Below are 22,109 nucleotides of genomic sequence, written 5' to 3'. Positions count from 1 at the left end.
AGGGGCGCGAATCGGCGCAGTGTGTATCGCGGGCCCCGCGAATTGTCAGGCGGCCCGCGTGCTCAGCGAATGATCGCGCCGCTCAACGCTTCAGCACCTGCAGCAGGTTGCTGTACGCGTCGGTCCACAGCGGATAGGGCGCATCGGGGTCGATCTTGGGCGCGAGCGCGTCGACGAGGTCGGGGCTGTTCATGTCGCTGTCGCGCCGGGCCAACAGCATCCAGTCGCTCTGCCACACGACCTCGTCGTTCTCGAGGTCCTCGACGTACTCGACGTGGAGGCCGAGCTTCTCGCCGATCCCGCGCACGACCGGGTCGAGGTCGAGGTAGCGGTTGGAGATGTGGACCGCGAGCAGGCCGCCCTCGCGCAGGTGGCGGAAGTAGAGCTCGACGGCCTCGACCGTGAGCAGGTGCGCGGGGATCGAGTCGCTGCTGAAAGCGTCGATGGCGAGCACGTCGAAGCCCTGCGGCTGCTCGCGCTCGAGCGCGACGCGGGCGTCGCCGACGACCACCGCGACCTCGCCGTCGCTCTGCTGCAAGTACGTGAAGTAGGGCTCGTCGCCGGTCGACAGCGCGACCACGGCCGGGTTGATCTCGTAGAAGCGCACGCGATCGCCCTCGCGCCCGTAAGTGGCCATCGTGCCGGCGCCGAGGCCGACGACGCCGATGTGCAGCTTCTCGCCGGCGAGCCGCCGCGGGTGCTTCTCGACCGCGAGGCCGACGCCGCTGGTCTGCCCGTAGTAGCTCGTCGGGACCGAGCTCAGCGGCTCGCCCTCGAACTGGATGCCGTGGGTGATCCGGCCGTGGCGCAGGCGCGTGTACGCGAGGTTTCCGCCGCTCGCCCGGTCGACGCGCAGGACGCCGAAGAAGTTCCGGGTGACGAACATGTTGTCGTCGAGCTGCTCGCGCATGTGATGGACGAGCGCGCCCGCGAGCGCGAGCGAGCCGACGAGCACGCCGAAGGCCGACAGGGCCGACAGCCACAGCCGCTGCGGCCAGGCGCCGCGGTACAGCACGTACATCGCCAGCGCGAAGCCGACGAACAGCGCGATCGGCAGCTCCCAGAACTCGGGGAAGAGGAGCGGCGCGACCACGCCCGTGAAGATCCCCCCGGCCGCGCCGCCGGCGGAGACGATCAGGTAGAATTGCGTCAGGTACTTCGGGTCAGGCTTCTGCCGCACCAGCTCGCCGTGGCAGACCATGCAGTAGGCCAGCAGGGTCACGAGGTAGATGACGAGCTGCAGGACCATGCCGGCGTAGACCCCGGCGTACAGGGCGTAGGTGGCCCCGCCGGCGCCGATGACGAGCAGCGGCAGCCACAGCGCGCGCACGTAGCTGCGCTCGTACTCGAAGCAGAGGATGAAGCTCAGCAGGTAGAGCGCGAGCGGCAACATCCACAGGAACGGGATGACGGCGACCTCCTGGCTGATCTGGCTGGTGGTCGCCAGCAGCATGGTCGAGGGGATGGTCGCCAGGGCGAACCACAGCAGCTTCCTGCCGGCCGCGGGTTTGCTGTCCGAAACGACATGTCCCGAAGGCCTGGCGATCGCGGGCGCCGAGCCGGCGAGCACGGCACAGGCCGCGCACACGCCGGCGAACACGAAGAAGCCGATCGACCACACCCAGCCCTGACCGGCGATCGGCAGCGCGGGCTCGAGCGCGAACGGGTACGAGAACATGCCGAGCAGCGAGCCGAGGTTCGACAGCGCGTACAGGCGGTAGGGCGAGACGCCGGGGCGCACGCGGGCGAACCAGCTCTGCAGCAGCGGGCCGGTGGCGGCGAGCACGAGGAAGGGCAGGCCGACGGTGAAGGCGAGGAGGCCGAGGATGGCGAGGATCGGGCTGGCCTCGGCGTCCGGCTTCCAGGCGTCGGAGGGGCTGATCGGGGCCGGCCACACGAAGGCCCGCACGAGCAGCAGCACGGCGGCGAGGCCGAGAGCGGCGAGGTGAATGTCGCGCTGGCGCGCCGGCGTGAAGCGGTCGGCGAGCAGGTGGGCGTAGCCGTAGCCGCCGAGCAGCAGCAGCTGGAAGAACAGCATGCAGGTGGTCCACACCGCCGGCGCGCCGCCGAACCAGGGGAGCAGCTGCTTGCCGAGGATGAACTGGACGAGGAACAGCAGGAACGCGCCGAGCCCGATCGCCACGGCGAACAGCACGGAGGAGGCGGGAGTGCGGGCTGGAGCGGTCACAGCCGCGCGAGGGTACTCCAATCGCGCAGGCGACGGTCACGCGGGGCGGAGAGCCGGGCCGGCTCCGCTGCGCGGTCCGCCGCATGAGGCCGGCCGATGGCGGTGCGCCGCAAATCGGCCTCCGGTGCGCCACGGGGCTGTTTGGCCGGCGCCGGGGTTCGCGGCACGCGGCGGTTCATTCGGGGCTTGCGCGGGTCGCCGTGGCGGTGCGAAGCTCGGCCCATGTTCGCGTTCATCCGCCTGCGCTGAGCACCGCCGCCGCCCGTGTGTGCGCCGGCTCTGCGGCGCGTGCATCGGCGTCGCGGCGTGGTCGCGCTTGACCCTCCCGTTGACCCGGAGGACCGCGCGCACCTCGGTCGCCTCGCGACCGGCTCTCGCGGCCTCCTCGCGCTCGTCGGATCACCTGTCCGAGAGCACAGGAATCTTCGAACATGTCTGAAAAGTCCATTTCTTTGAACGAGTCGTCTTCCGCCCCAGCCTTCACCGCCCCGCCCGACACCGTCGCCGAGTTGCTGGCGCGGGCCCGGCGTCACGGGCTGGTGCTGGAGGCCGCGAGCGAGGCGCTCGAGAACACCGGCCTCGATTTCGTGGTCGCGCACGGCACCGACGCCGCGAGGGCGCCGTGGATCGTGCGGGCGCCGCGGCGGGCCGACGTGGTGGCCGCGGCGAGCGTCGAGGCCAGGGTGCTGGCGCTGGTCGGCGAGCAGTTGCCGGTGGCGGTGCCGGACTGGCGGGTCCACGCGCCCGAGGTCATCGCCTATCCGCGGATCGCCGGCGTCCCGGCGGTCGCGGTCACGCCCGCGGGCCCGCAGTGGAACATCATCGATCCGGCGGCTCCGTCGCCGGTGTTCGTCGAGTCGATGGCGCACGTGCTGGCGGCGCTGCAGGCGATCGCCCCGACCTCGGCGGCGTCGCAGGGCGTGCCGACGTGGACGCTCGCGGCGACGCGGGCCAAGCTGGCGGCGGCGATGACGGCCACGCGCGAGGCGCTGCAGCCGTCGCCGCGGATGTGGGCGCGCTGGCATCGGTGGTTGGAGAGCGACGCGCTGTGGCCCACCCACACCGCGCTGGTCCACGGCGACCTGCACCCGGGCCACATGTTGCTCGCCGACGACGGGCGCGTAATTGGCGTGCTCGACTGGACCGAGGCGCGGATCGACGACCCGGCGACCGACATGGCGATGTTCCTCGGCTGCTTCGGGCGCGACGCGTTGGAGCGGCTGGTCGAGCGCTTCGCGGCGGCCGGCGGGGTGACCTGGCCGGGGCTCATCGAGCACGCGGGCGAGCGGTGGGCCGCGTGGGCGGTGGTGGCCGCCGAATGGGCGCTGCGGACCGGCCACGCCGAGGCGCTCGCGCACTCGCGCGCGCATCTGGCCGAGCTCGACGGCGAAGCCGCCGATTGATGGCAGTCGACGAAAGCGAGCGCGCGGCGATTGTGGGCACCGTCCCGCGAGCGCCGCGCGCGTTCGCGGCCGGGGCCCGCGCGCAGGGGCCTTTTGGCCGCGATCGGGCAATGATCACAGTCGGAATGGCTCGATAATTGCTGCGCTCGCGGCCGAGGCCCCTGTCGGGCCGCGATTCGCCGGCGCGCGTGGCGTGTGCACAATCGAGCGCGGCCGTATGATGCGTCGCGGCTGCGCGTCCGCGGTGCTTTCGCCGCTGCGTGCTGCGAGTCGCATTGCGGCACACAGCACCCGCGCTACCCCCGAGGATATGCGAACTGCATCGATCACCGCATCGCTCCTGGCATTGCTGCTCGTCCCCTTCGTCGCCGCGCCGCGCGCCGATGCGGCCGAAGATGCCGCGCGGGCGCCGAGTACGGCGCCGTCGGTGTCGACGCGGGAGCGCGAGCGCGAATATGACGGCGGCGTGGTCAAGGTGGCCCGCTGCATGGCGTCCTGTCACAACCGGGGCGCCGGTCGCGACATGTGCCTGCAGGCGTGCGCGCGCCGGGCCGAGCGCATCGTCCATGCGCCGGCTCCGGCGACGCTCGAGCACCTGTCGGCGTGCCTCGACGATTGCTACACCGACACCTCGTTGCGCAAGACCGACCGCGAGACCTGCAAGCTGACGTGCGAGCAGATCGCGACGCTGGCGGGGCCGGGCAAGCGGTGAGGGTTCAGGCGAACGGGGTGACGAGCGGGGCCAGCTCGAAGCCCTCGAGGGCGACCTCGGCCGAGTCGCCGGGCTGGAGCGCCGCGACGCCCTCGGGCGTGCCGGTGAAGATCAGGTCGCCCGGCATCAGCGTCATGCAGGCGCTGATGTATGCCAGCAGAAACGGCACGTCGAACACCATGTCGGCGAGCGGTGCGGATTGTTTGGCCTGTCCGTTGAGCCAGCCGCGGATCCGGGCCTGGGCCGGCGGCGCGAAGCCGGGCGGGGTGAGGCGGATCCAGGCGGCGAGCGGGCCGAAGCCGTCGAAGCCCTTGGCGCGGGTCCACTGCTTGTCGCGCTTCTGCAGGTCGCGGTTCGAGACGTCGTTGCCGACGAGCCAGCCGGCGACGTGCTCGAGGGCCCGGTCGGCGGCGACGTGGCTGGCCTTGCGGCCGACGACCACGACCAGCTCGCTCTCCATGTCGATGCGCTCGTAGCCGCGGGGCAGCTGCACGGTCTGGCCCGCGGGCACGAGGCAGCTCGGCGGCTTGAAGAACAGCAGCGGCTCGGTCGGGACCTCGTTGCCGAGCTCGGCCGCGTGAGCGCGGAAGTTGCGACCGACGCAGATCACCTTGCTGGGCCGCGCCGGCGCGAGCAGCTCCAGCGCGCCGACCTGCTGCTGCGAGCCGGCGCGCGCGTCCGCGGTCTGCTGCCACGGATCGCCGTCGTCGTCGGCGAACGGATCGTCGATCTCCTCGGCGACGTCGTTCGGACCCGGCGCAGCGCCGCGCGTCCGCACTCGCACCGTCCGCGCACCTGCCGCTCCGGGCGCCCGGGCGCGCCCGAGCCACAGCACCTCGTCGTTGCCTCCGCTGGTCATCGCCGCGATGCTGCCCGCCTCGCCGCCCGCGCGCAAGTCGGCGCCCGCGCCTCACGGCTTTGTCTGGCCCGCCGGGGCCGCTATCCTCGCCGCCCATGCCGCACCGACCCCCGGAGCTCGCGTGAGCCGCTTCGTCCGCCGCGCCCTCGTCGGCGTCGCGCTCGGCGTGCTGGTCTACGTGGCGGCGGTGCTGTGGGTCGACGCCGGACGTGTCCGAGAGGCCATGTCCGAATATACATGGTCGATGGTGCTGGTGGCGCTGGCGCTGTCGAGCGTCAACTACCTGCTGCGCTTCTTGAAGTGGGAGCTGTGCCTCGGCTGGCTCGCGGTCCGCGGCGAGGGGCCCGGGTCGGCGCCCGGGCTCACGTACAGCCGCTCGCTGCTGGTCTACCTCGCGGGCCTCAGCATGTCGGTGACGCCGGGCAAGATCGGCGAGGTGCTGCGCAGCTATCTGCTGCGCGAGACCGACGGGGTGCCGTTCACCCGCACCGCGCCGATCGTCGTCGCCGATCGCCTGACCGACCTCGTCGCGCTCGTGGTGCTGAGCCTCGTCGGCATCGCCGAGCACCGTGAGTACCTGCCGGTAGCGATCGTCACGCTCGCGCTGGTGGTCGCGGGCGTGGTCGTGCTCGGCAGCCCGCGCCTGTGTCGCGGGCTGCTGGCGCTGCTCGGCCGACTGCCGCGGCTGCGCGGGCTGGTCGCGCGCGCCGAGGGCCTGGTCGAGAGCAGCGCGGCGGTGCTGCGGCTGCGAGCGCTGCTGGTGCTGAGCGTGATCAGCGTGGTCGGCTGGGGCCTCGAGTGCGTCGGCTACTGGCTGATCCTCCACGGCTTCCCCGGGGTCGAGGCGAGCCTGCCGCTGTGCATCTTCTTGTGGGCGACGACGACGCTGATCGGCGCGCTGAGCTTCCTGCCGGGCGGGCTCGGCGCGACGGAGGGCTCGCTGACGGTGCTGGTGGCGCGGCTGGCCCACGGGGTGACGCAGCCGATCGCGCTGGCGTCGACGATCCTCATCCGCGCGTGCACGCTGTGGTACGGCGAGTTGGTCGGCGGGGTGGCGCTGGCGGTGCTGATCCGCCGCGGCTCGGGTTCGCCGCCGGCGAGCGACGAGCCGCCGGTCGGGCCGCGCGCGTGAGCGGCCGGGGCGCTGCGAAAGCCGATCGGGCGCCGTCCTCTCCGCGCCTGCAGATCGATGGGTCGCGGTGACGCGAGAGGACTTCAGCGAGGTGCTGCTCGTGGTGGCGTCGGCGTGGCGTTCGCCGCGATCGGAGCAGCCTGCGCCGCGGTCGTCACCCGCGAGAGCGTCGATCGATCGGCGGTGTTGATCCGGATCGGATAACGCCGCGAGCTCGCGGCGACCCCACGTCGCAGCGATCGACGGCGAGGACCGCGACCACGGACGTGAGGCGAGCCGAAGCGCCGCGTTTGGCTGCGGTGGCCGTGCTGCTGCGAGTCGTGAAGGCGGGGCGGCGTGCTCGCCGTCGCGCATGTCTCCGCCGGTGCCCACGAGTACGCGGCCACATGCCGCGCGACGCACGGAGCACAAGCCGGTCGCTGTCCCGGCGCCGCGCGCTTGGTCTCCGATGGATCAAGGGGATGTTCTAGGTTGTCGTCATGCAGATCGTCCTCGACACCTACAACCTCACCGCCGCCGAACGCCTCCTTTGCGAGACCGCCCTCCACACCGCGGGCAGCATCGTCGAGGCAGCAAAACTGCTCGGTATCACCCGGCACGCGCTCAAGCGGCGCATCATCAAGCACAATATCCGCTGGATCCGCGACGCGGGCGCCCGCCCCGGTCTCGGTGACACCTCCCCGCGTCAGGCCGCGACCGTCGCTCCGGTCGCCGCGATGACCGCGTGAACGATCGAAGACCGGGGGCGGCTCCTCAACGCTCCTCGCGCGGTCCGTCGCTCCGGCGTCGGGCCGCTGGTCGTTTAAGCGGTCGCGGGGCGCTCGGCCGGCGTGATGCTCGGGGCGCGGTCGTACATGTCCTCGGTGACATGTACATATCGACATGTCCCGATAGGCATGCCCTTTCGGACAGGCCCGATCGGACATGTACCGAGAGTCAGGGCTTGAGCGCCTGGCCGAGGGCGGGCTGGGCCTCGGCGCTGCCGATCAGGCGCTTGCCGAAGGTGCGGCCCATCTCGTACTCGAGCTCGATCACCTGGGTCGCGCCGACGGCCTGGAGGATGCGCGACTCGCGGGCGGAGCGGGAGCGGGCGACGATGTCGCGCACGCCGACCTCCTTGAGGGCGGCGAGGGTGAGCACGGTGGCCTCGAAGTTCTCGCCGATGGCGACGATCGCGGCCCGGCACTTGAGCGGGTCGATGGACAGCAGCGCCTGCGGGTCGGTGGCGTCGAGCTCGATCGCGTAGGCGACCTTCTTCTTGACGGCGTCGACCATGGCCATGTCGCGGTCGACGGCGATGACTTCGGCGCCCTGCTCGGCGAGCGATTCGGCCAGGGCGGCGCCGAAGCGACCGAGGCCGATGATGAGGTAGCGGCTCTGTGCCATGGCGACAGCTTACCCGACCGGGAGGTCCTCGCGGGCGAGGCGGTGGCGCGAGTGGGCGGCGGCTCGGTCGGCGACGGCGAGCGCGATGGTGAAGGGGCCGACGCGGCCGAGGAACATCGCGGCGGTCAGGATCAGCTTGCCGGCGACGGAGAAGGAGCCGGTGATGCCGGTCGAGAGGCCGACGGTGGCGAGGGCCGACACGGCCTCGAAGGCGACGTGGAGGAACGGCAGGTCCTCGGTGAGGCTGAGCAGGAGGATGAACGCCATCAGCAGGCCGCTCATCATCACCAGCACGGCGGTGGCCTTGCGCACGACCTCGGGCGAGAGGGCGCGACCGCCGAGCTCGGGTTCGCGGCCGCGCAGCTCCGCGCGCAGGGTGGCGACGACGGTGGCGAAGGTGGTGGTCTTGATGCCGCCGGCGGTCGACGCCGGGGCGCCGCCGATGAACATCAGCACGCACAGGACCAGCAGCGTGGCGTCGCGCATGGCCCCGACGCCGACGGTGTCGAGGCCGCCGCTGCGGGTGTTGGCGGAGATGAACAGCGCCGACCACAGGCGGTGGAAGATCCCGTGCTCGCCCGCGGGCGCGAGCCCCGAGCCGAACTCGAGCGCGAGCACTGCGACGGTGCCGGCGACGATCAGCGCCAGGGTCGTCGAAAGCACCACGCGGGTGGCGAGCGACAGCCGCGGCGGCGCCGGGGTGCTGGGCCGCACCAGGCGGACGGTGCGGCGCCAGCCGTGGCGGACCAGCTCGACGAGGACCGGGAAGCCGAGGCCGCCGAGGATCATCAGCGTCATGACCACGACCTGGACGCCGAGGTCGCCGACGAACGCCCCCATGCCGCCCGGGAACAGCGCGAAGCCGGCGTTGCAGAACGACGACACCGCGTGGAACACGGCCGTCCACAGCGCCGAGGCGTCGCCGATCCGCGGGTCGCCGGCGAGCATGAGCCACAGCAGGAAGGCGCCGATGGCCTCGACGATGAAGGTGCCGGCGAGGATGCCGACGACGATCTTGCGCAGATCGGCGACGGTGCGGGCGTCGAGCATGGCGGCGTAGCGCAGCTGGCTCTGCAGCGAGCTGTTGTTGTTGAACGCCAGCGCCAGGGCGGCCACCGTCATGATGCCGATGCCGCCGAGCTGGACGCCGGTGAGGATCACGCCCTGGCCGAACAGGCTGTAGGTCGCGCCGAGGTCGTTGACCGCGAGGCCGGTGACGCACACCGCGCTGGCCATGGTGAACAGCGAGTCGACGTACGAGGTGTGGGCCGCGTCCGTCAGCGAGACCGGCAAGGTGAGCAGCAGGCTGCCGAGCGTGATCAGGGCGGCGAAGCTGCCGATCAGCATCATGGCTGGCCGCTGGGACATGTTCAAAAGAACACGTCCGGTCCGCTCGGGCGCGATCACCAGGGCGCCGGCGAGCGCGGCGAGGGTGGTGAACACGAGGTCGTAGGTCTCGGCGGCGGCCAGGCGGCGGGCGGTCAGCGGGCCGTCGAAGGCGTCGCCGAGGATCACGGCGCGGGCGAGGAAGAACCCGAGCAGCGCGAGGAACAGGGCGACCTCGAACCACAGCACGCCGCCGAGGTTGGCGTCTTTACGGTGGGCGGCGATCATCTGTCGCACCTGCTCGGCGACGGCGAGGGTGACGATGCCCATGCCGAGCACGACGAGCAGGCCGGTCCACGGCGAGGCGACGGCGACGTCGAGCGCGACGACGGCGACGGCGACGAGGAGGACGATCAGGCTGCCGATCGACACGCCACCACTATACCGGCCGCGTGGCCTCGCGGGCTGCGCTGTTGCGGGGCGCCGCGGCGCGCAGCGAGGTGCACGGGCAGGCCCGGGTCAGCCGACCGGGAGATCCTCGCGGGCGAGGCGGTAGCGGGGTTGGCTGGCCGCGCTCTCGCCCACGGCGAGGGCGATCGTGAAGGGGCCGACGCGGCCGAGGAACATCGCGGCCGACACGATCAGCTTGCCGGCGACGGTCAGCGAGCCGGTGATGCCGGTCGAGAGGCCGACGGTGGCGAGCGCCGAGACGGCCTCGAGGCACAGCTTGAGGAACGGCTGCCGCTCGGTGAGGGCCAGCAGGAGGATGATGGTCAGGGCGAGGCCGCCCATCATCACCAGCACGGCGGTGGCCTTGCGCACGACCTCGGGGGCGAGGGCGCGACCGCCGAGCTCGGGCTCGCGGCCGCGCAGCTCCGCGCGCAGGGTGGCGACGATGGTGGCGAAGGTGGTGGTCTTGATGCCGCCGGCGGTCGACGCCGGCGAACCACCGATGAACATCAGCGCGCAGGTGACGAGGATCGTCGCGTCGCGCAGGCCGGCCATGTCGTAGGAGTTGAAGCCGGCGGTGCGGGTGTTGACCGAGGCGAACAGCGCGGCCATGAAGCGGCGGCCGAAGCCCTGCTCGCTGGCCGGCACCAGCGCGTGCGAGAACTCGAGCGCGTAGATGACGACGGTGCCGGCGACGATCAGGAGGAGGCTGGTCGAGAGGACCACGCGGGTGGTCAGGGACAGGCGGGCGGGCGCCGGCGCGGAGCGCTTCACCAGGCGGACGAGGCGGCGCCAGCCGTGGCGCACCAGCTCGACCATGACCGGGAAGCCGAGGCCGCCCAGGATGATGAGGCCCATGATCACGGTCTGGACCCCGAACTCGCCGGCGAACCCGGTGAGGCTGGCGGGGAACAGCGAGAAGCCGGCGTTGCAGAAGGCCGAGACCGCGTGGAACACGGCCATCCACAGCGCCGAGTGCTCGCCGAGGCGCGGGTCGCCGAGCAGGAGGGACCACAGCAGCAGCGCGCCGATGGCCTCGACGACGAAGGTGCCGGCGAGGATGCCGACGACGATCTTGCGCAGGTCGGTGACGGTGCGGGCGTCGAGCATGGCGGCGTAGCGCAGCTGGCTCTGGAGCGAGCTGTTATGGCTGAACGCCAGCGCGAGGGCGGCGATGGTCATGATGCCGACGCCGCCGAGCTGGATGCCGGCGAGGATGACGCCCTGACCGAAGGCGGTGTAGACGGTCGGCACGTCGTTGACGGTCAGGCCGGTGACGCACACGGCGCTGGCCATGGTGAACAGCGAGTCGACGTACGAGGTGTGGGCGGCCTGGGTCAGCGACAGCGGCAGGGTGAGGAGCAGGCTGCCGATCAGGATCATCGCCGCGAAGCTGCCGATCAGCATCATGGCTGGCCGCTGGGACATGTTCAGGAGGACATGTCCCGTGCGCTCGGGGGCGATGACCAGGCCGCCGGCGACCGCGGCCAGGCTGGCGAACACGAGGTCGTAGGTCTCGAGGGCCGCGATCCCGCTGGCCTCGAGGGTGCCGCCGAACTGGCCGGTGAGGGCGAAGGTCCGCGCGAGCAGGAAGCCGAGCAGGGCCAGCAGCAGCGCGACCTCGAACCACAGCACGCCGTCCATGCCGGCGCCCTCGCGGCGGGCGAAGATCATCTGCCGGACCTCCTCCGCGACCGCGAGGGTCACGGCGGCCATGCCGAACACGATGACGAGGCCGGTCCAGGACGAGGTGACGGCGAGGTCGAGGGCCACGACGCCGAGCGCGACGAGGAGGACGAGGACGCTGCCGAGCGACACGCCGCCACTATAACCGCCGGGCCCGCTAGACTGGGGCCACATGCGCCCTCGTCCCGCCCCCGGCGTCCTCCTCGTCCTCGCCCCGCTGATCCCGCTGCTGCTGACGACGCCCGGCTGCGCCAGCTCGGTGTGCAGCAAGGTGCGAGCCGACCGCGAGGCCTTCACGCGCCGCGCCGCCGCGCCCGGCCCCCACCTGGCCCTGGCGGTGCCGTACGCGACGCTGAGCCAGAGCGTGCAGCGCTCGCTGGCCAGCCTGCCGCAGGTGCGGTTGCCGCTGCCCGACCTCGGCCCGGTCGATCTCGGCGCGCTCGCGGTGACGATCCGCAGCGTCGCCTTTCGCCCGGCCCCGGCCGGCAGCGTCGGCGCGCGCGTGAGCGTGGCCCTCCTCAGTCAGGGCAAGCCCGTCACCGCGCTCGAGCTCGACGCCGTGGTCGCGCCGCGCCTCGATCCGGCCGCCGGCAGCGTGCGCCTGCGCCTCGGCGCCGCCGACCTCCGCGAAGTGAGGCCGAGCCTGCCGCCGGCCGAGCGCAAGCGGTTCGCCGAGTTCTTGCTGTCGCTGGTGCCCGGGGCCGCGCGCGCGCTGGTCGGGCGCGAGCAGGTCGAGGCGCTGGCCGAGACCTTCCTGCGCGAGCTGGTCGGCGGGCGCTGGCCGCAGATCCGCGACAACCTGCTCCAAGGGACAGACGACCTCGTCGACCTCGAGATCGACCTCGGCGACGTCCCGTTGACGAAGATCGAGCTGAAGAGCGGGGCGACCGACCTCGAGCTGTGGGCCCACGCCGCGCTGCCGGCGGAGGCCCTGTCCCCGGGGACAGCTCGCCCGCCGGGCAGCGACGCCCGCCTGGTCGGTCTGCGCATGTCGGGCGGGGTGGCGGCCGCGCTGGCCAACCGGGCCATGGCGAGCGGCCAGATCCCGGCGCGCTACAACCGCGACGGCGCCCCCGACCCGCGCGGCGAGCTGCTCGCGGGCGTCGACTGGCGGGCCGGCGAGCGGCCGCTCAAGGTCCACGCGTGGAGCACCGAGGGCACCTGCGCCCGCCTCAGCTTCGGCGGCACGCCGAAGGCCGCCGCCGAGCGCGGCGGTGACCTGGCGGTGGAGGTCGCCGACGGCACGCTCGAGGAGGTCACGGGCGCGCTGCGGGTGCGCGCGGCGGTGTGGTTCTCCGGTCTCGGCCGGCAGACCTTCGCCCTCAGCGAGTCGGTCGCCGGCGCGATCGAGTTCGACATGCTCGGCGTCGACTACCGGGCGCGGGTCGTCACCGCCGCGGTCTCGCGGTCCGAGCTCGAGTTCTCGCTCGCATTGGCGGAGGCCCCGCGGCCCGCGACATCACGTCGGTGATCCGGAGGAGGGAGTGATCCACCGTGAGCCGTTGCACGTAGCGGGGCGACGAGCGCAGGCGCGCCGGCTGCTGTTGCCGTGATTGTGTTGCCCCTTACAAAAACTACAATGTGACAGTTGTCCGAAGGACGAAACCGATCTCTGCTGGCAGATTTATCCACAGATCCAATTGTGGCGAATTCGTGCCTCCACGGCACGCTAGCGCGCATCATGCGGCCTCGCTGTCCACCCCGCGCCGGGCCTGTCGCCGGGTCTGGTGGTCGGCCTCGGCGGGGTCGACGGCGCCCTGTGCTTTCCGGGTACCGAAAGCGAACCAGTGTGCATATAGTCCGGCCGTACAGCCGCTCGCGGAATCGACCGCGAGCGTCCGCGTGGAAGCTGCCCCATGAAACAGCCGATGCGAACGAGAAGCCGCCGCTGCCCCCCCAAGATCTTGGGCAACACTGCGCGGGCCCCTCAGGCTCTCCGCTCGCTCGCTGGCCCGAGCAACACGCTCGGTGCCGCTCCTCCCTCCGGCCGACCCGGGGTCCGCAACTTCCCCCGCCAGCGGCACGCCGCCCCCCTCGGCGAATGCCATCGCTCGATCGCGGTCGCCAAGTACCTGGCCCGCCGCAACGACCGCCTCACCGTGGCCGCCGCCAAGGCCGAGCCCGCTGCCGGTTCCGGCCGCAAGGGCAAGCGCAAGGGCTGGAGCGGCCGCCCCGTCGCCGAGACGCCAGGGCTGGCCCATAGCCCCGCCGTGGCCCGCCCCGTCACGCCGCCGCGCGAGGCCGGTGCCGGCAACCCCGACCTGACCCCCTGGGCAGCTCGCCGCAACGCCGCCCGCTCGGGCGTGCGCGATCGCGTCCACCCGGCCCGCCCGCGTCCGTCGCGGGTCCTCGCCGAGCTGGTGACCGACGCCACGCCCTGAGCGAGCCCACAAGTTTTTGGACGAGGCGCAACCAAGGGCGGCCCGGGCAATGGTGCCCGGGCCGCTCCGTCCAATTTCGCGCCACGAGGCGCGGCGCCGCGCGGGATGACTCTCGGGACATGCTCTCTGCGGCATGTCCGCACGGGCATGTCCTGAGGGGCATGTCCTGGAGATCCGCGCCGGCGGCGAGCGCGAGCCGGCCGGAGCGCGCTCGCGCACATGTCCGGGGGAACATGCGCCGAGGGGCATGTCCCGAGGTTCAGCTCGGTGGCGCGCCGCGCTCGGGCACGAACCGCAGCGACAGCCCGAGCAGCACCGCGGCGGCGGCGAGCACCGTGCGGTCGTCGAGGCGCTCGCCGTGCCACAGCGCGGCGGTGGCGGCGGCGATGATGAACTGGACGTTGATGAACAGCCCGACCAGCGAGGTCGGCAGGCGGCGCAGGGCGTAGAGGCTGAGGATGTAGGCGACGGCGGTCGGGCCGACGATGACGAGCGCGCCGAGCAGCCACACGTGGCCCGGCACGGCGGCGAGGTCGACGGCGACGAGGGCGGGCAGGCCGACGACGGCGATCATCGGCAGCGAGCAGGCGTAGATCGCGGCCGAGAGGGTCAGCGGGTCGGTCGACTCGGACACGCGCTTGGAGAGGGCGAGGAACAGCGAGTAGGCGGCGGCGTTGCCGAGGATCAGCAGGTCGCCGCAGAGCACGGTGTCGCTGAAGCGGGCCGCGAGCGCGCCGTCGCGGGTGCGCAGCCAGGCACCTGTCCCGACGGCCAGCTGGTCGACGCCGAACAGGGCGGCGATGCCGACGACCCCGAGCGCGACGCTGGCGAGCTTGCGCCGGGTCAACGACTCCTGGCCGAACAGGACCCCGAGCGCGAGCGTCTGCGCCGGCACGGTGGCCATGACCAGCGCGCCGTGGACGGCGGTGGAGCGCTGGATGCCGGCGTTGAAGAGCAGCTGGTTCAAGACCACGCCGAGCAGGCCGAGCACGGCGAGCAGACCCCAGCCGCGGCGCGGCCAGGCCTTGCGCAGGACCAGCGCGGCGCCGACGAGCAGGAGGGCGCCGCCGCACTGACGGATCAGCGTCCACGCGATCGGATCGAGATACGCGGTGATCTCGCGCGCGGCGCTGTAGTGGGTGCCGAACAGCAGCTGCACGACGAGCAGCGCGGCGACGGCCCTGGCGGTGTCCTGGCCCGTGGGGGGTGGCAACGGGCGCGACGGTAGCGGAGACGGAGAGCCGGGTCGATGTCGGCGCGAGGCCCACGCGGAGCTCCAGGATGCTGCTTCCTGGGCCGCAAACGCGAGGGCCCTCCGAGCTCGCCGTCGCGGTCAGGGCACGCTCGTCGCCGACGAGCCATCGCCCGAGCGAGTTCTCAGCGCGCGGGCGGTCCGCCCGCCAGTTCTTCGACCGGCCCAGTGGAGCCTGCGAGCGCAGGATGTGGGCCGATCGAGGATGTCCGCAAGGACCCCGCATGTCGCCGTGCGATCCAGCCGGCCGCGAATCGCCGCCGGCCAAGACTGCTCGCGCGCCATGGCACGCGCGCGCCGGGCATCGGAGCGCTGTCCCGAGGGACATGCCCCGGAGGACATGCCCTGAAGGACATGTCCCGCGCGACTACTTATTGAGCTCGCCGCGGCGCAGCCGCTTGTACAGCTCGAACGCCTCGCGGATGACGCCGAGGGCCTCGGCGGTGCCGAGGATGTCGTCGATGACGACGGTCTTGTTCTCGAGGATCTTGTAGTCCTCGAAGAAGCGCCGGACCTCGCGCATGACGTGGTGCGGCAGCTGCGACTGGTCGGTGTACTCGTTGAACCAGGGGTCGTGGGTGCTGACGGCGACGATCTTGTCGTCGATGCCCTTGTCGTCGCGCATGCGCATGACGCCGATCGGGCGGGCCGTGACGATGCACAGCGGGTGCACGGGGCTCTGCTGCAGGACGAGGATGTCGAGCGCGTCGCCGTCGTCGCAGTAGGTGCGCGGGATGAAGCCGTAGTTGGCGGGGTAGTGCACCGCGCTGAAGAGGACGCGGTCGAGGCGGAGGAAGCCGGTCTCCTTGTCGACCTCGTACTTGTTCTTGCTGCCCTGCGGGACCTCGATCACCGCCGGGACGTGGGGGAGCTGGCCTTCGTCGACATAGATGTCGTGCCACGGATGCATCGCGCGGAGCGTGGTGCGGACCCCCCGGGCCTGTCAAGCAATCGCGCACGCATCGCAGGTCGCGCGGCCGCGGCGACGCGCCGCCCGGATCGGCCTCACGCGGCTCCGGCGAGCCCGGCGGTGAGATCGCGCGCCGACGTCAGCCGCGCAGCTGCAGCCGCTTGAGCGCCTGACGCAGACCCTCGCCCGACATCTCGGCGGCCCGGGCCGCCTTGGCCTTGGACGGGTGCTGCGCGAGCAGGCTGGCGAAGTAGAGCCGCTCGAACTCGTCGACGGCGCGATCGTGCGGCAGCAAGAACAGGCCGTCGTGGGCGACGGACCGCCGCGCGCTGGCCTCGGGCGCGAGCGAGAGGTCGTCGGCGGTGATCTCGGGGCCGTCGGCCATGACGTGGGCCCGCTCGACGACGCTCTTCAGCTCGCGCACGTTGCCGGGCCAGGCGTGGGCCTGCAGCGCGGCGCGGGCCGACGACGCGAGGACGCGCGGCTCGCCGGCGCCGGCGCAGCGGCGGAGGAACAAATCGGCCAGCAGGACGGCGTCGTCCTCGCGCTCGCGCAGGCTCGGGACCTCGACCCGCACGTCGGCGATGCGGAAGAACAAGTCCTGGCGGAAGCGGCCCTCGGCGACCATGGCCCGCAGGTCGCGATGGGTCGCGCACAGCACCCGCACGTCGACCTTGCGCGGGCTGCGTTCGCCGACCCGCATGACCTCGCCCTCCTGGATGACGCGCAGCAGCTTGGCCTGCAGATCGAGCGGGAGCTCGCCGATCTCGTCGAGGAAGATGGTGCCGCCGTCGGCCTCCTCGAAGCTGCCGGGGCGGTCGCCGACGGCCCCGGTGAAGGCGCCCTTGGTGTGGCCGAACAGCAGGCTCTCGGCCAGCTCGCGCGGGATGGCGGTGCAGTCCTGGACGACGAACAGGCCGGCCTGCCGCGAGGAGCGGTGATGCAGCGCGCGCGCGACCAACTCCTTGCCGGTGCCGGTCTCGCCGCCGATGAGCACGCGCAGGCGATCGCCGCGGGTGGCCAGCCGCTCGAGGGTGGAGAACAGCTCGCGCATGGCGGCGCTGCGGCCGTAGAGCTGATCGAACCGATCGATCGGCGGCAGCGCGATCTGGACGTCGTCGGTGCCGAGCAGGCGGAAGGTCGACTGACCGGCGCGAAACACGGTCTGCGCGGTCAGCCAGGCCTCGCGCACGCGCACGTCGCCGACGTGCACGCCGTTGGTGCTGTCGAGGTCGCGCAGCAGCAGGCCGCGCGGGGTGACGGCGATCTGGAAGTGGTTGCCGCTGACGTGGGTGTCGCTCAGGACGATGTCGTTGACGGCGTCGCGCCCGGCCGTGATGAGCCGCCGATCGGAGAGGTCGACGTGGAACTCCTTGCCGCGATCGGGGCCGTCGAGGACGCGCAGGTTGACCCGCCCGAGCCGCTGATAGCTGCGGGTGAATTGCGGGACGGCGGCGGTCGGATCGATCGGCTTGTCGCGGGGTGTGCTCACTGCGAAAACGGTGCTTTCGGGCCGCAGGCTACCACGCGGGCGCGCGCACGGGCTAGTGCGGCGAACCCGAAGCCGCCAGCGGCTGGCGCGGAGGGCAGGGCGGCACCTTCGGGGCTGCGGTACCCGCGACCGCTCGGGGGCCAGGGGAGGGCGCGAGTCGGAGAACTAAGGATGTCCTTCGGGACAGGTTGATTCGCCCGCCCGAGCGCCAGCGTGTCGATAACATGTCCGAAGCGACATGTCCCGAAGCGCAGGCGATCAGGCCGGGTCGACGCGGGCCGGGTCGGGCGGGCTGGCGTAGAGGCGGGCGACGTCGGCGGCGCGGCGGCGGAGGACCGCGCGTTGATTGATGTAGCCCTTGTCGGTGATCTCGCCGGCGTCGATCGCGGGCGGCTCGGCGAGCACGACACCGGCGGCCAGCAGGCGGCTGCCGGTCGGGTTGGCGGCGTTGTGGGCGGCCAGCGCGGCGGCCAGGTGGGCGCGGATCCGCGGGTCGTCGGTGTACCTGTCCGCGGGGACATCCGGGGCGAGCGCGCGGCAGCCGTCGGGGTTGAGGAAGATCAGCGCACCGGCGGCGGTCCGACCCTCGCCGGCGATCACGACGTCCTGCACGACCGGCGCGGCGGCGGCGATGAAGGCGACCCGCAGGGCGCCGACGCTGACCCACGTGCCGCTGGTGAGCTTGAAGTCCTCGGCGACGCGGCCATCGAACACCACGCCGCGCCGCGGGTCGGTCGGGTCGGCGAGGCGGCCGGCGTCGCCGATGCAGTAGTAGCCCTCGTCGTCGAAGGCGGCGGCGGTGAGCTCGGGCTCGCGGTGGTAGCCGGGCGTGACGTTGGGCCCGCGCACCCGCAGCTCGAGCTTGCCCTCGCGCGGGACCAGCTTGAGCTCGCAGCCGGGCGCCGGCAGGCCGATGATGCCGGCGTGCTCGATCGAGAAGTGGACGCTGGTGACCAGCGGCGACGTCTCGGTCGAGCCCCACGCCGAGGCCATGAGCACGCGCCCGGCCGCGCCGGCCTGCTCGGCCACCGCGACCAGGCGGGCCCACAGGTTGGGCGGCAGGGCGGCGCCGGCGTAGAAGATGACGTCGAGGCGCGAGAAGAACCGCTCGCGCAGCTCGGCGTCGCGCTCGAGGTGCGGCAGCAGGACCTCGAAGCCGCGCGGGACGTTGAAGTAGAGGGTCGGCGGGACGGCGCGCAGGTTGGCGACGGTGCGCTCGATCAGGCCCGGCGCCGGCTTGCCCTCGTCGAGGTAGAGCGAGCCGCCGTGGAACAGCGCCATGTTGAAGTTGTGGTTGCCGCCGAAGGTGTGGTGCCACGGCAGCCAGTCGACCAGCACCGGCGGGCGCGCGCGCAGGAACGGCCAGCACTGGGCGATCGCCTGCTGGTTCGAGCACAGCATGCGCTGGGTGTTGACGACGCCCTTGGGCCGGCTGGTCGAGCCCGAGGTGAAGAGGATCTTGGCGACGGTGTCGGGGCCGGTGGCGGCGTGGGCGGCGTCGGCATGGTCCAAGGAACATGTCTCGGAGAGCATGTCTTCGAGGACAGAATGACCGGCGCCCGGCGCCTGGCCGACGACCGCGGGGGCGCCGACGGCCGCGAGCGCGCGGGCGAAGCGGGCCCCGTCGGCGGCGAACACCAGGCCCGGCTCGACCTGGGCGGCGATGTGGCGCAGGTTCTCGAGGTCCTGCGAGACCAGGCTGTAGGCCGGCGAGACCGGGACCGCGGGCACGCCGACGTACATGGCCGCGAGCTGCAGCAGGGCGTTGTCGACGCTGTTGTCGGACAGCAAGAGCAGCGGCCGCGCGGCCGACAGCCCGCGCGCCAGCAGGGCCGCGCCGAGGCGGCGGATCTGGGCCCACGCGGCCCCGTAGGTCAGCTCGAACAGCTGGCCGTCACGGCGCTCGCCGAGCAGCACCCGCTCGGGCGCCTCCTCGGCCCAGCGGCGCAGCGCGGCCGCGAGGGTGGCCGGGTAGGGCTGCAGCGGCTGCGGCGAGCGCAGCTCCATGACGCCGCCTTCGCGGTAGGTGACGACCACCTCGGCGGGCGCGAGCGCGAGAGACAGCGGCTGCGGGTCGGTCATGGCGCCTCGATGGTTCGGAGTGTTCGCGGAACATGTCGCAACGGACATGTCCTTCGGGTCATGCATCGATCGTCAGCCGCAGGCCCAGCGGCCGAGGGACTGCAGGCCGCTCGGGCCGCGCGACTCGAGCGACAGCGAGAAGCCGTCGTCGCCGTAGGTGTTGAGGTAGAGCTCGCGCGGGCCGTCGCCGTCGAGGTCGAGGGCGCCGAGCAGGGCGTAGCGCTCGCGGGTGTCGACGCGCGAGCGCAGCAGCACCGGGGCGCCGCTCGCGGGCACCAGGAACAGGCCGCTGAAGCGGAGGTTCGCTTCGGCGTCCTTGGGGTCGGGGACCACGGCGGCGACCAGCGCTTCGGGGCTGCCGTCGCCGTCGAGGTCGAGGCGGGCGTGTTGGTCGATGCGCAGCTTGCTGACCTTGAGGCCAGGTGCGGCGGCGGTGATGGTCTCGGCGATGCGGGCCCGCAGCTCCGCGGGCGCGTCGCGGTCGGCCTCGGGCGGCGGGGTCGGCGTGACGTAGACGAGCGCGCCCTTGAGGCTGGCCGGGACGAGCGCGTCACCGCGCAGGGCCTCGGGTGGGGCGTCGATCACGAGGGTGGGTTCGGGCTCGCCGACCCCGGGGCAGGCCGCGACTGCGCGGCCCACGACCTTCGCGGGCGCGCCGCTCATGAGCCACACCTCGGTGCCCTCGGGCGCGAGGACCAGGCAGTCGGCGCCGCCGGCGAATTGCTGGCTGGCGTCGAGGTAGCAGGCGAGCGGCGAGAGGCCAAATTCGCTGGCGACCAGCAAGACGCGGCCGCTCGGCGGCGGCGGTGCTTCGGGCTCGGGGGCGGGCGCCGGAGCGGGCGCTTGAACCGGGGCGGGCGGCGGCGGGGGAGCTTCGCCGCCGCAGCCGACGAGGAGCGAGACGAGCAGCGCGGGCGGGGCGAACCTCATGGCCGCAGCACGATACCATGTCCGACGAGCGAGCAGCCCGGGCCCGCGCGGGCCGTCAGGCGATCGCCCGCGGGCGCTCAGAAGCCGGCTTGCAGCTGGAGTCGCATCTGGTCGGCGACGCCGGCCGGCACGCCCGGGCCGTACTGGCGGAAGTAGTCGAGCTGCAGCTTGAGCGAGTGGCGGTAAAAATAGTAGTTGAGGCCGGCGCCGTACTCGTCGAGGCGACCGAGGCTGGTCTCGGCGCGCCGCGACGGGCGGACGCCGGACGAGCGAGCGGTGACCTCGAGGCGGGTGCGCGGGATGAAGAGGCCCATCTGCGCGGTCCAGCCGATGCCGTTGCGGGCGGCCTCGACGGCGACTGGCTCTCCGAACATGTCCTTTGCGTCACCCGGCAAGCGCCAGCCCTGCCGCCAGTAGAAATCGAGCAGCAGCGACATGCCGGCGACCTTGAACATGGCGTCGACGGTCAGGTTGTTGCTGCGCATGGTGCCGCCGTCGGCGAAGGTGGTGCCGCTGATGGCGCGCGTGCGGTGGTCGCGGTCGCTGAAGGCGTAGGCGGCGCCGATGGCGAGCCGCGGCGTGGCCTTGCGCTCGAAGTCAGCCTCGCTGTAGTCGTCGAACATGCCGAAGGGCAGGTAGTCGACGCGGGCCATGTACGTCAGGCCGAAATCGCTGGCCTTGTAGTAGTCGTAGCCGTCGCCCATGAACACGCCGGCGAGGTAGCGCAGCTTGCCGAGGCCGGCGACGTCGGGCGAGCTCACCTGCACGCCGATGTCCTGATCGAGCGTGAACTCGTAGCTGGCCGACGAGTTGTCGACCATCTGCAGCTTGGCCAGCGGCGCCATCCGCTGGCGCGCGTAGGGCACGAAGAAGAAGCCGGCCTGGATGTTCGCGTGGCGGTAGCGGGTCCATGTCGTGTACCACTGGAAGATCGGCGGGCGCCGCGGCGTGCCGTCCTTGAACCCGAGGTCCTTCGGCGCGAACATCAAATGCACGTAGTAGCCGACGTGCGGCGAGAAGATGCTGCCGGACAGGATCAGGCGCGCCCGCCGGAACTCGAGGCTGCTCGTCCACGGCTCCATCCCAGCGGCGGGGATCGCCTCGCGCCGGACCGTGGCCAACAGCTGGGCCCACATGTTGAAGTTGATGGTGAAGCGGCGATCGGGCGTGGCCAGCTCGATGCCCTTGCCGGGCCGCCACGTCGCCTTGCCGAGCGGCACCTCGGCCTGGCGCTGGGCCTCGCCCGCGGGCATCCACGCGGGCGGCGGCGGCGGCGGTCCGCTCGGCTTCGGAAGCACCGGCGCCGGCGGGTTGGCCCACGCCTGCGCCCCGGGGATGAGCACGACCAATGCGGCGGCGTACCGGAGCAGGACGGTGGGGCGCATCGGCGAGGCGATGACACCCGAAGCAGAGCGCATGTGTCAAGCGCTCGCTTAACGCGGGGTCGCGCATGGGCTGCGACCCTCGCGCGGCACCTGGCCTAAAGGCCAGATCCGCTGTCCTGCGCCTCCGGCTCGTGCGGCTCGTCCTCGTGCTCGCGCACGCTGTGCGTCGGACTGCCGTGCGAGTGGTGCCCGCCCTCGCGGCCGATCTCGGCCATGTGATCGCGGTCCTGGCTGACGGTCTCGCCGCCGCGGCGGCCGATCATCGCCATGTGCTCGCGGTTCTGACTGACGGCCTCGCCGCCCCGCCGGCCGATCATCGCCATGTACTCGCGGTTTTGACTGACCGCGGCGCCGCCTCGCCGGCCGATGTTCGCCATGTGTTGCCGGTCCTGGCTGACGGTCTCGCCGCCGCGGCTGGCGATCACGCGCTGCCTGTCCGGGTCCATACCTGCGAATCCGCGGGCGTCGCCGCGGCCCTTGCCTCGATTGCTCGACATCGCTTCTACTCCTGCTGCGCATGCGAGGGGGCGCGGCC

The 22,109-nt window shown here is 72.5% G+C and carries 18 protein-coding genes; 6 read left to right on the top strand and 12 right to left on the bottom strand.

The annotated features are described in order from the left end of the window. Nucleotides 1-82: 82 nt before the first annotated feature. A complete protein-coding gene (locus tag POL25_RS44765) occupies nt 83-2,188 on the bottom strand; it encodes a fused MFS/spermidine synthase (protein ID WP_272091808.1) in 2,106 nt (701 codons plus the stop codon). Between the two features lie 431 nt (nt 2,189-2,619). On the opposite strand from POL25_RS44765, the gene POL25_RS40625 reads away from it, so the two are divergent. Both POL25_RS40625 and POL25_RS40620 read left to right on the top strand, forming a co-directional pair. Continuing rightward, on the top strand, nt 2,620-3,591 hold the full coding sequence (locus tag POL25_RS40625; RefSeq protein WP_272091807.1) for a macrolide 2'-phosphotransferase: 972 nt from the start codon (nt 2,620-2,622) through the stop codon (nt 3,589-3,591). A 217-nt stretch (nt 3,592-3,808) separates the two neighbouring features. Next, nucleotides 3,809-4,303 carry a hypothetical protein gene (locus POL25_RS40620; protein WP_272091806.1) on the top strand — a complete coding sequence of 165 codons (495 nt, stop codon included), beginning with the start codon at nt 3,809-3,811 and terminating at the stop codon, nt 4,301-4,303. A 4-nt stretch (nt 4,304-4,307) separates the two neighbouring features. On the opposite strand, the gene POL25_RS40615 is transcribed toward POL25_RS40620, so the two are convergent. Continuing rightward, the gene (locus POL25_RS40615) at nt 4,308-5,162 is read right to left on the bottom strand and encodes a fumarylacetoacetate hydrolase family protein (protein WP_272091805.1); all 855 of its coding nucleotides are present in this window, start codon (nt 5,160-5,162) and stop codon (nt 4,308-4,310) included. A 121-nt stretch (nt 5,163-5,283) separates the two neighbouring features. Between POL25_RS40615 and POL25_RS40610 the strand changes: the two genes are divergently transcribed. Both POL25_RS40610 and POL25_RS40605 read left to right on the top strand, forming a co-directional pair. After that, nucleotides 5,284-6,294, top strand: coding sequence for a lysylphosphatidylglycerol synthase transmembrane domain-containing protein (locus POL25_RS40610; RefSeq protein WP_272091804.1), 1,011 nt, complete (start codon nt 5,284-5,286; stop codon nt 6,292-6,294). A gap of 479 nt (nt 6,295-6,773) precedes the next feature. Next, nucleotides 6,774-7,022: a helix-turn-helix domain-containing protein gene (locus tag POL25_RS40605; RefSeq protein WP_272091803.1), complete on the top strand. Its 249-nt coding sequence runs from the start codon at nt 6,774-6,776 to the stop codon at nt 7,020-7,022. A 208-nt stretch (nt 7,023-7,230) separates the two neighbouring features. Here the strand turns inward: POL25_RS40605 and POL25_RS40600 are convergent, their stop codons facing one another. The 3 genes from POL25_RS40600 to POL25_RS40590 form a co-directional block, all read right to left on the bottom strand. Next, on the bottom strand, nt 7,231-7,680 hold the full coding sequence (locus POL25_RS40600; protein ID WP_272091802.1) for a potassium channel family protein: 450 nt from the start codon (nt 7,678-7,680) through the stop codon (nt 7,231-7,233). A gap of 9 nt (nt 7,681-7,689) precedes the next feature. After that, nucleotides 7,690-9,438, bottom strand: coding sequence for a TrkH family potassium uptake protein (locus tag POL25_RS40595; protein ID WP_272091801.1), 1,749 nt, complete (start codon nt 9,436-9,438; stop codon nt 7,690-7,692). An 87-nt stretch (nt 9,439-9,525) separates the two neighbouring features. After that, entirely contained in the window at nt 9,526-11,274 is a 1,749-nt protein-coding gene (locus POL25_RS40590; RefSeq protein ID WP_272091800.1) for a TrkH family potassium uptake protein, read from the bottom strand. A gap of 40 nt (nt 11,275-11,314) precedes the next feature. On the opposite strand from POL25_RS40590, the gene POL25_RS40585 reads away from it, so the two are divergent. Both POL25_RS40585 and POL25_RS40580 read left to right on the top strand, forming a co-directional pair. Next, nucleotides 11,315-12,613, top strand: coding sequence for a hypothetical protein (locus tag POL25_RS40585; protein WP_272091799.1), 1,299 nt, complete (start codon nt 11,315-11,317; stop codon nt 12,611-12,613). Between the two features lie 397 nt (nt 12,614-13,010). Beyond that, nucleotides 13,011-13,523, top strand: coding sequence for a hypothetical protein (locus POL25_RS40580; protein ID WP_272091797.1), 513 nt, complete (start codon nt 13,011-13,013; stop codon nt 13,521-13,523). A gap of 259 nt (nt 13,524-13,782) precedes the next feature. Here POL25_RS40580 and POL25_RS40575 read toward each other — a convergent pair whose 3' ends face one another. The 7 genes from POL25_RS40575 to POL25_RS40545 form a co-directional block, all read right to left on the bottom strand. Then, the gene (locus tag POL25_RS40575; protein WP_272091796.1) at nt 13,783-14,736 is read right to left on the bottom strand and encodes a DMT family transporter; all 954 of its coding nucleotides are present in this window, start codon (nt 14,734-14,736) and stop codon (nt 13,783-13,785) included. Between the two features lie 406 nt (nt 14,737-15,142). Then, entirely contained in the window at nt 15,143-15,685 is a 543-nt protein-coding gene (locus POL25_RS40570) for an inorganic diphosphatase (RefSeq protein ID WP_272091795.1), read from the bottom strand. 139 nt (nt 15,686-15,824) lie between these two features. Further along, complete coding sequence (locus tag POL25_RS40565; protein WP_272091793.1) at nt 15,825-17,177, bottom strand: sigma 54-interacting transcriptional regulator; 1,353 nt, start codon at nt 17,175-17,177, stop codon at nt 15,825-15,827. Nucleotides 17,178-17,435: 258 nt separating this feature from the next. Further along, nucleotides 17,436-19,259 (bottom strand): feruloyl-CoA synthase, encoded by a 1,824-nt coding sequence (locus POL25_RS40560; protein ID WP_272091792.1) that lies wholly within the window; start codon nt 19,257-19,259, stop codon nt 17,436-17,438. 72 nt (nt 19,260-19,331) lie between these two features. Beyond that, on the bottom strand, nt 19,332-20,189 hold the full coding sequence (locus tag POL25_RS40555) for a hypothetical protein (RefSeq protein ID WP_272091791.1): 858 nt from the start codon (nt 20,187-20,189) through the stop codon (nt 19,332-19,334). 77 nt (nt 20,190-20,266) lie between these two features. Then, nucleotides 20,267-21,574, bottom strand: coding sequence for a putative porin (locus tag POL25_RS40550; RefSeq protein ID WP_272091790.1), 1,308 nt, complete (start codon nt 21,572-21,574; stop codon nt 20,267-20,269). Between the two features lie 95 nt (nt 21,575-21,669). After that, nucleotides 21,670-22,071 carry a hypothetical protein gene (locus POL25_RS40545; RefSeq protein WP_272091789.1) on the bottom strand — a complete coding sequence of 134 codons (402 nt, stop codon included), beginning with the start codon at nt 22,069-22,071 and terminating at the stop codon, nt 21,670-21,672. Nucleotides 22,072-22,109: the final 38 nt, after the last annotated feature.

It is taken from the genome of Nannocystis bainbridge (genome assembly GCF_028368995.1).
GTDB classification, from domain to species: Bacteria; Myxococcota_A; Polyangia; order Nannocystales; family Nannocystaceae; genus Nannocystis; species Nannocystis bainbridge.
The sequence above is the reverse complement of the archived record's forward strand: the minus strand, read 5'-3'. Positions and strand labels throughout refer to the sequence as shown.

Excerpts from the sequence above, each read along its gene's own strand:
- POL25_RS40570 (WP_272091795.1), bottom strand. The coding sequence starts at position 15,685 with ATGCATCCGTGGCACGACATCTATGTCGACGAAGGCCAGCTCCCCCAC.
- POL25_RS40600 (WP_272091802.1), bottom strand. The coding sequence starts at position 7,680 with ATGGCACAGAGCCGCTACCTCATCATCGGCCTCGGTCGCTTCGGCGCC.
- POL25_RS40545 (WP_272091789.1), bottom strand. The coding sequence starts at position 22,071 with ATGTCGAGCAATCGAGGCAAGGGCCGCGGCGACGCCCGCGGATTCGCA.
- POL25_RS40615 (WP_272091805.1), bottom strand. The coding sequence starts at position 5,162 with ATGACCAGCGGAGGCAACGACGAGGTGCTGTGGCTCGGGCGCGCCCGG.
- POL25_RS40555 (WP_272091791.1), bottom strand. The coding sequence starts at position 20,189 with ATGAGGTTCGCCCCGCCCGCGCTGCTCGTCTCGCTCCTCGTCGGCTGC.
- POL25_RS40625 (WP_272091807.1), top strand. The coding sequence starts at position 2,620 with ATGTCTGAAAAGTCCATTTCTTTGAACGAGTCGTCTTCCGCCCCAGCC.
- POL25_RS40585 (WP_272091799.1), top strand. The coding sequence starts at position 11,315 with ATGCGCCCTCGTCCCGCCCCCGGCGTCCTCCTCGTCCTCGCCCCGCTG.
- POL25_RS40560 (WP_272091792.1), bottom strand. The coding sequence starts at position 19,259 with ATGACCGACCCGCAGCCGCTGTCTCTCGCGCTCGCGCCCGCCGAGGTG.
- POL25_RS40605 (WP_272091803.1), top strand. The coding sequence starts at position 6,774 with ATGCAGATCGTCCTCGACACCTACAACCTCACCGCCGCCGAACGCCTC.
- POL25_RS40620 (WP_272091806.1), top strand. The coding sequence starts at position 3,809 with ATGATGCGTCGCGGCTGCGCGTCCGCGGTGCTTTCGCCGCTGCGTGCT.
- POL25_RS40550 (WP_272091790.1), bottom strand. The coding sequence starts at position 21,574 with ATGCGCCCCACCGTCCTGCTCCGGTACGCCGCCGCATTGGTCGTGCTC.
- POL25_RS40580 (WP_272091797.1), top strand. The coding sequence starts at position 13,011 with ATGCGAACGAGAAGCCGCCGCTGCCCCCCCAAGATCTTGGGCAACACT.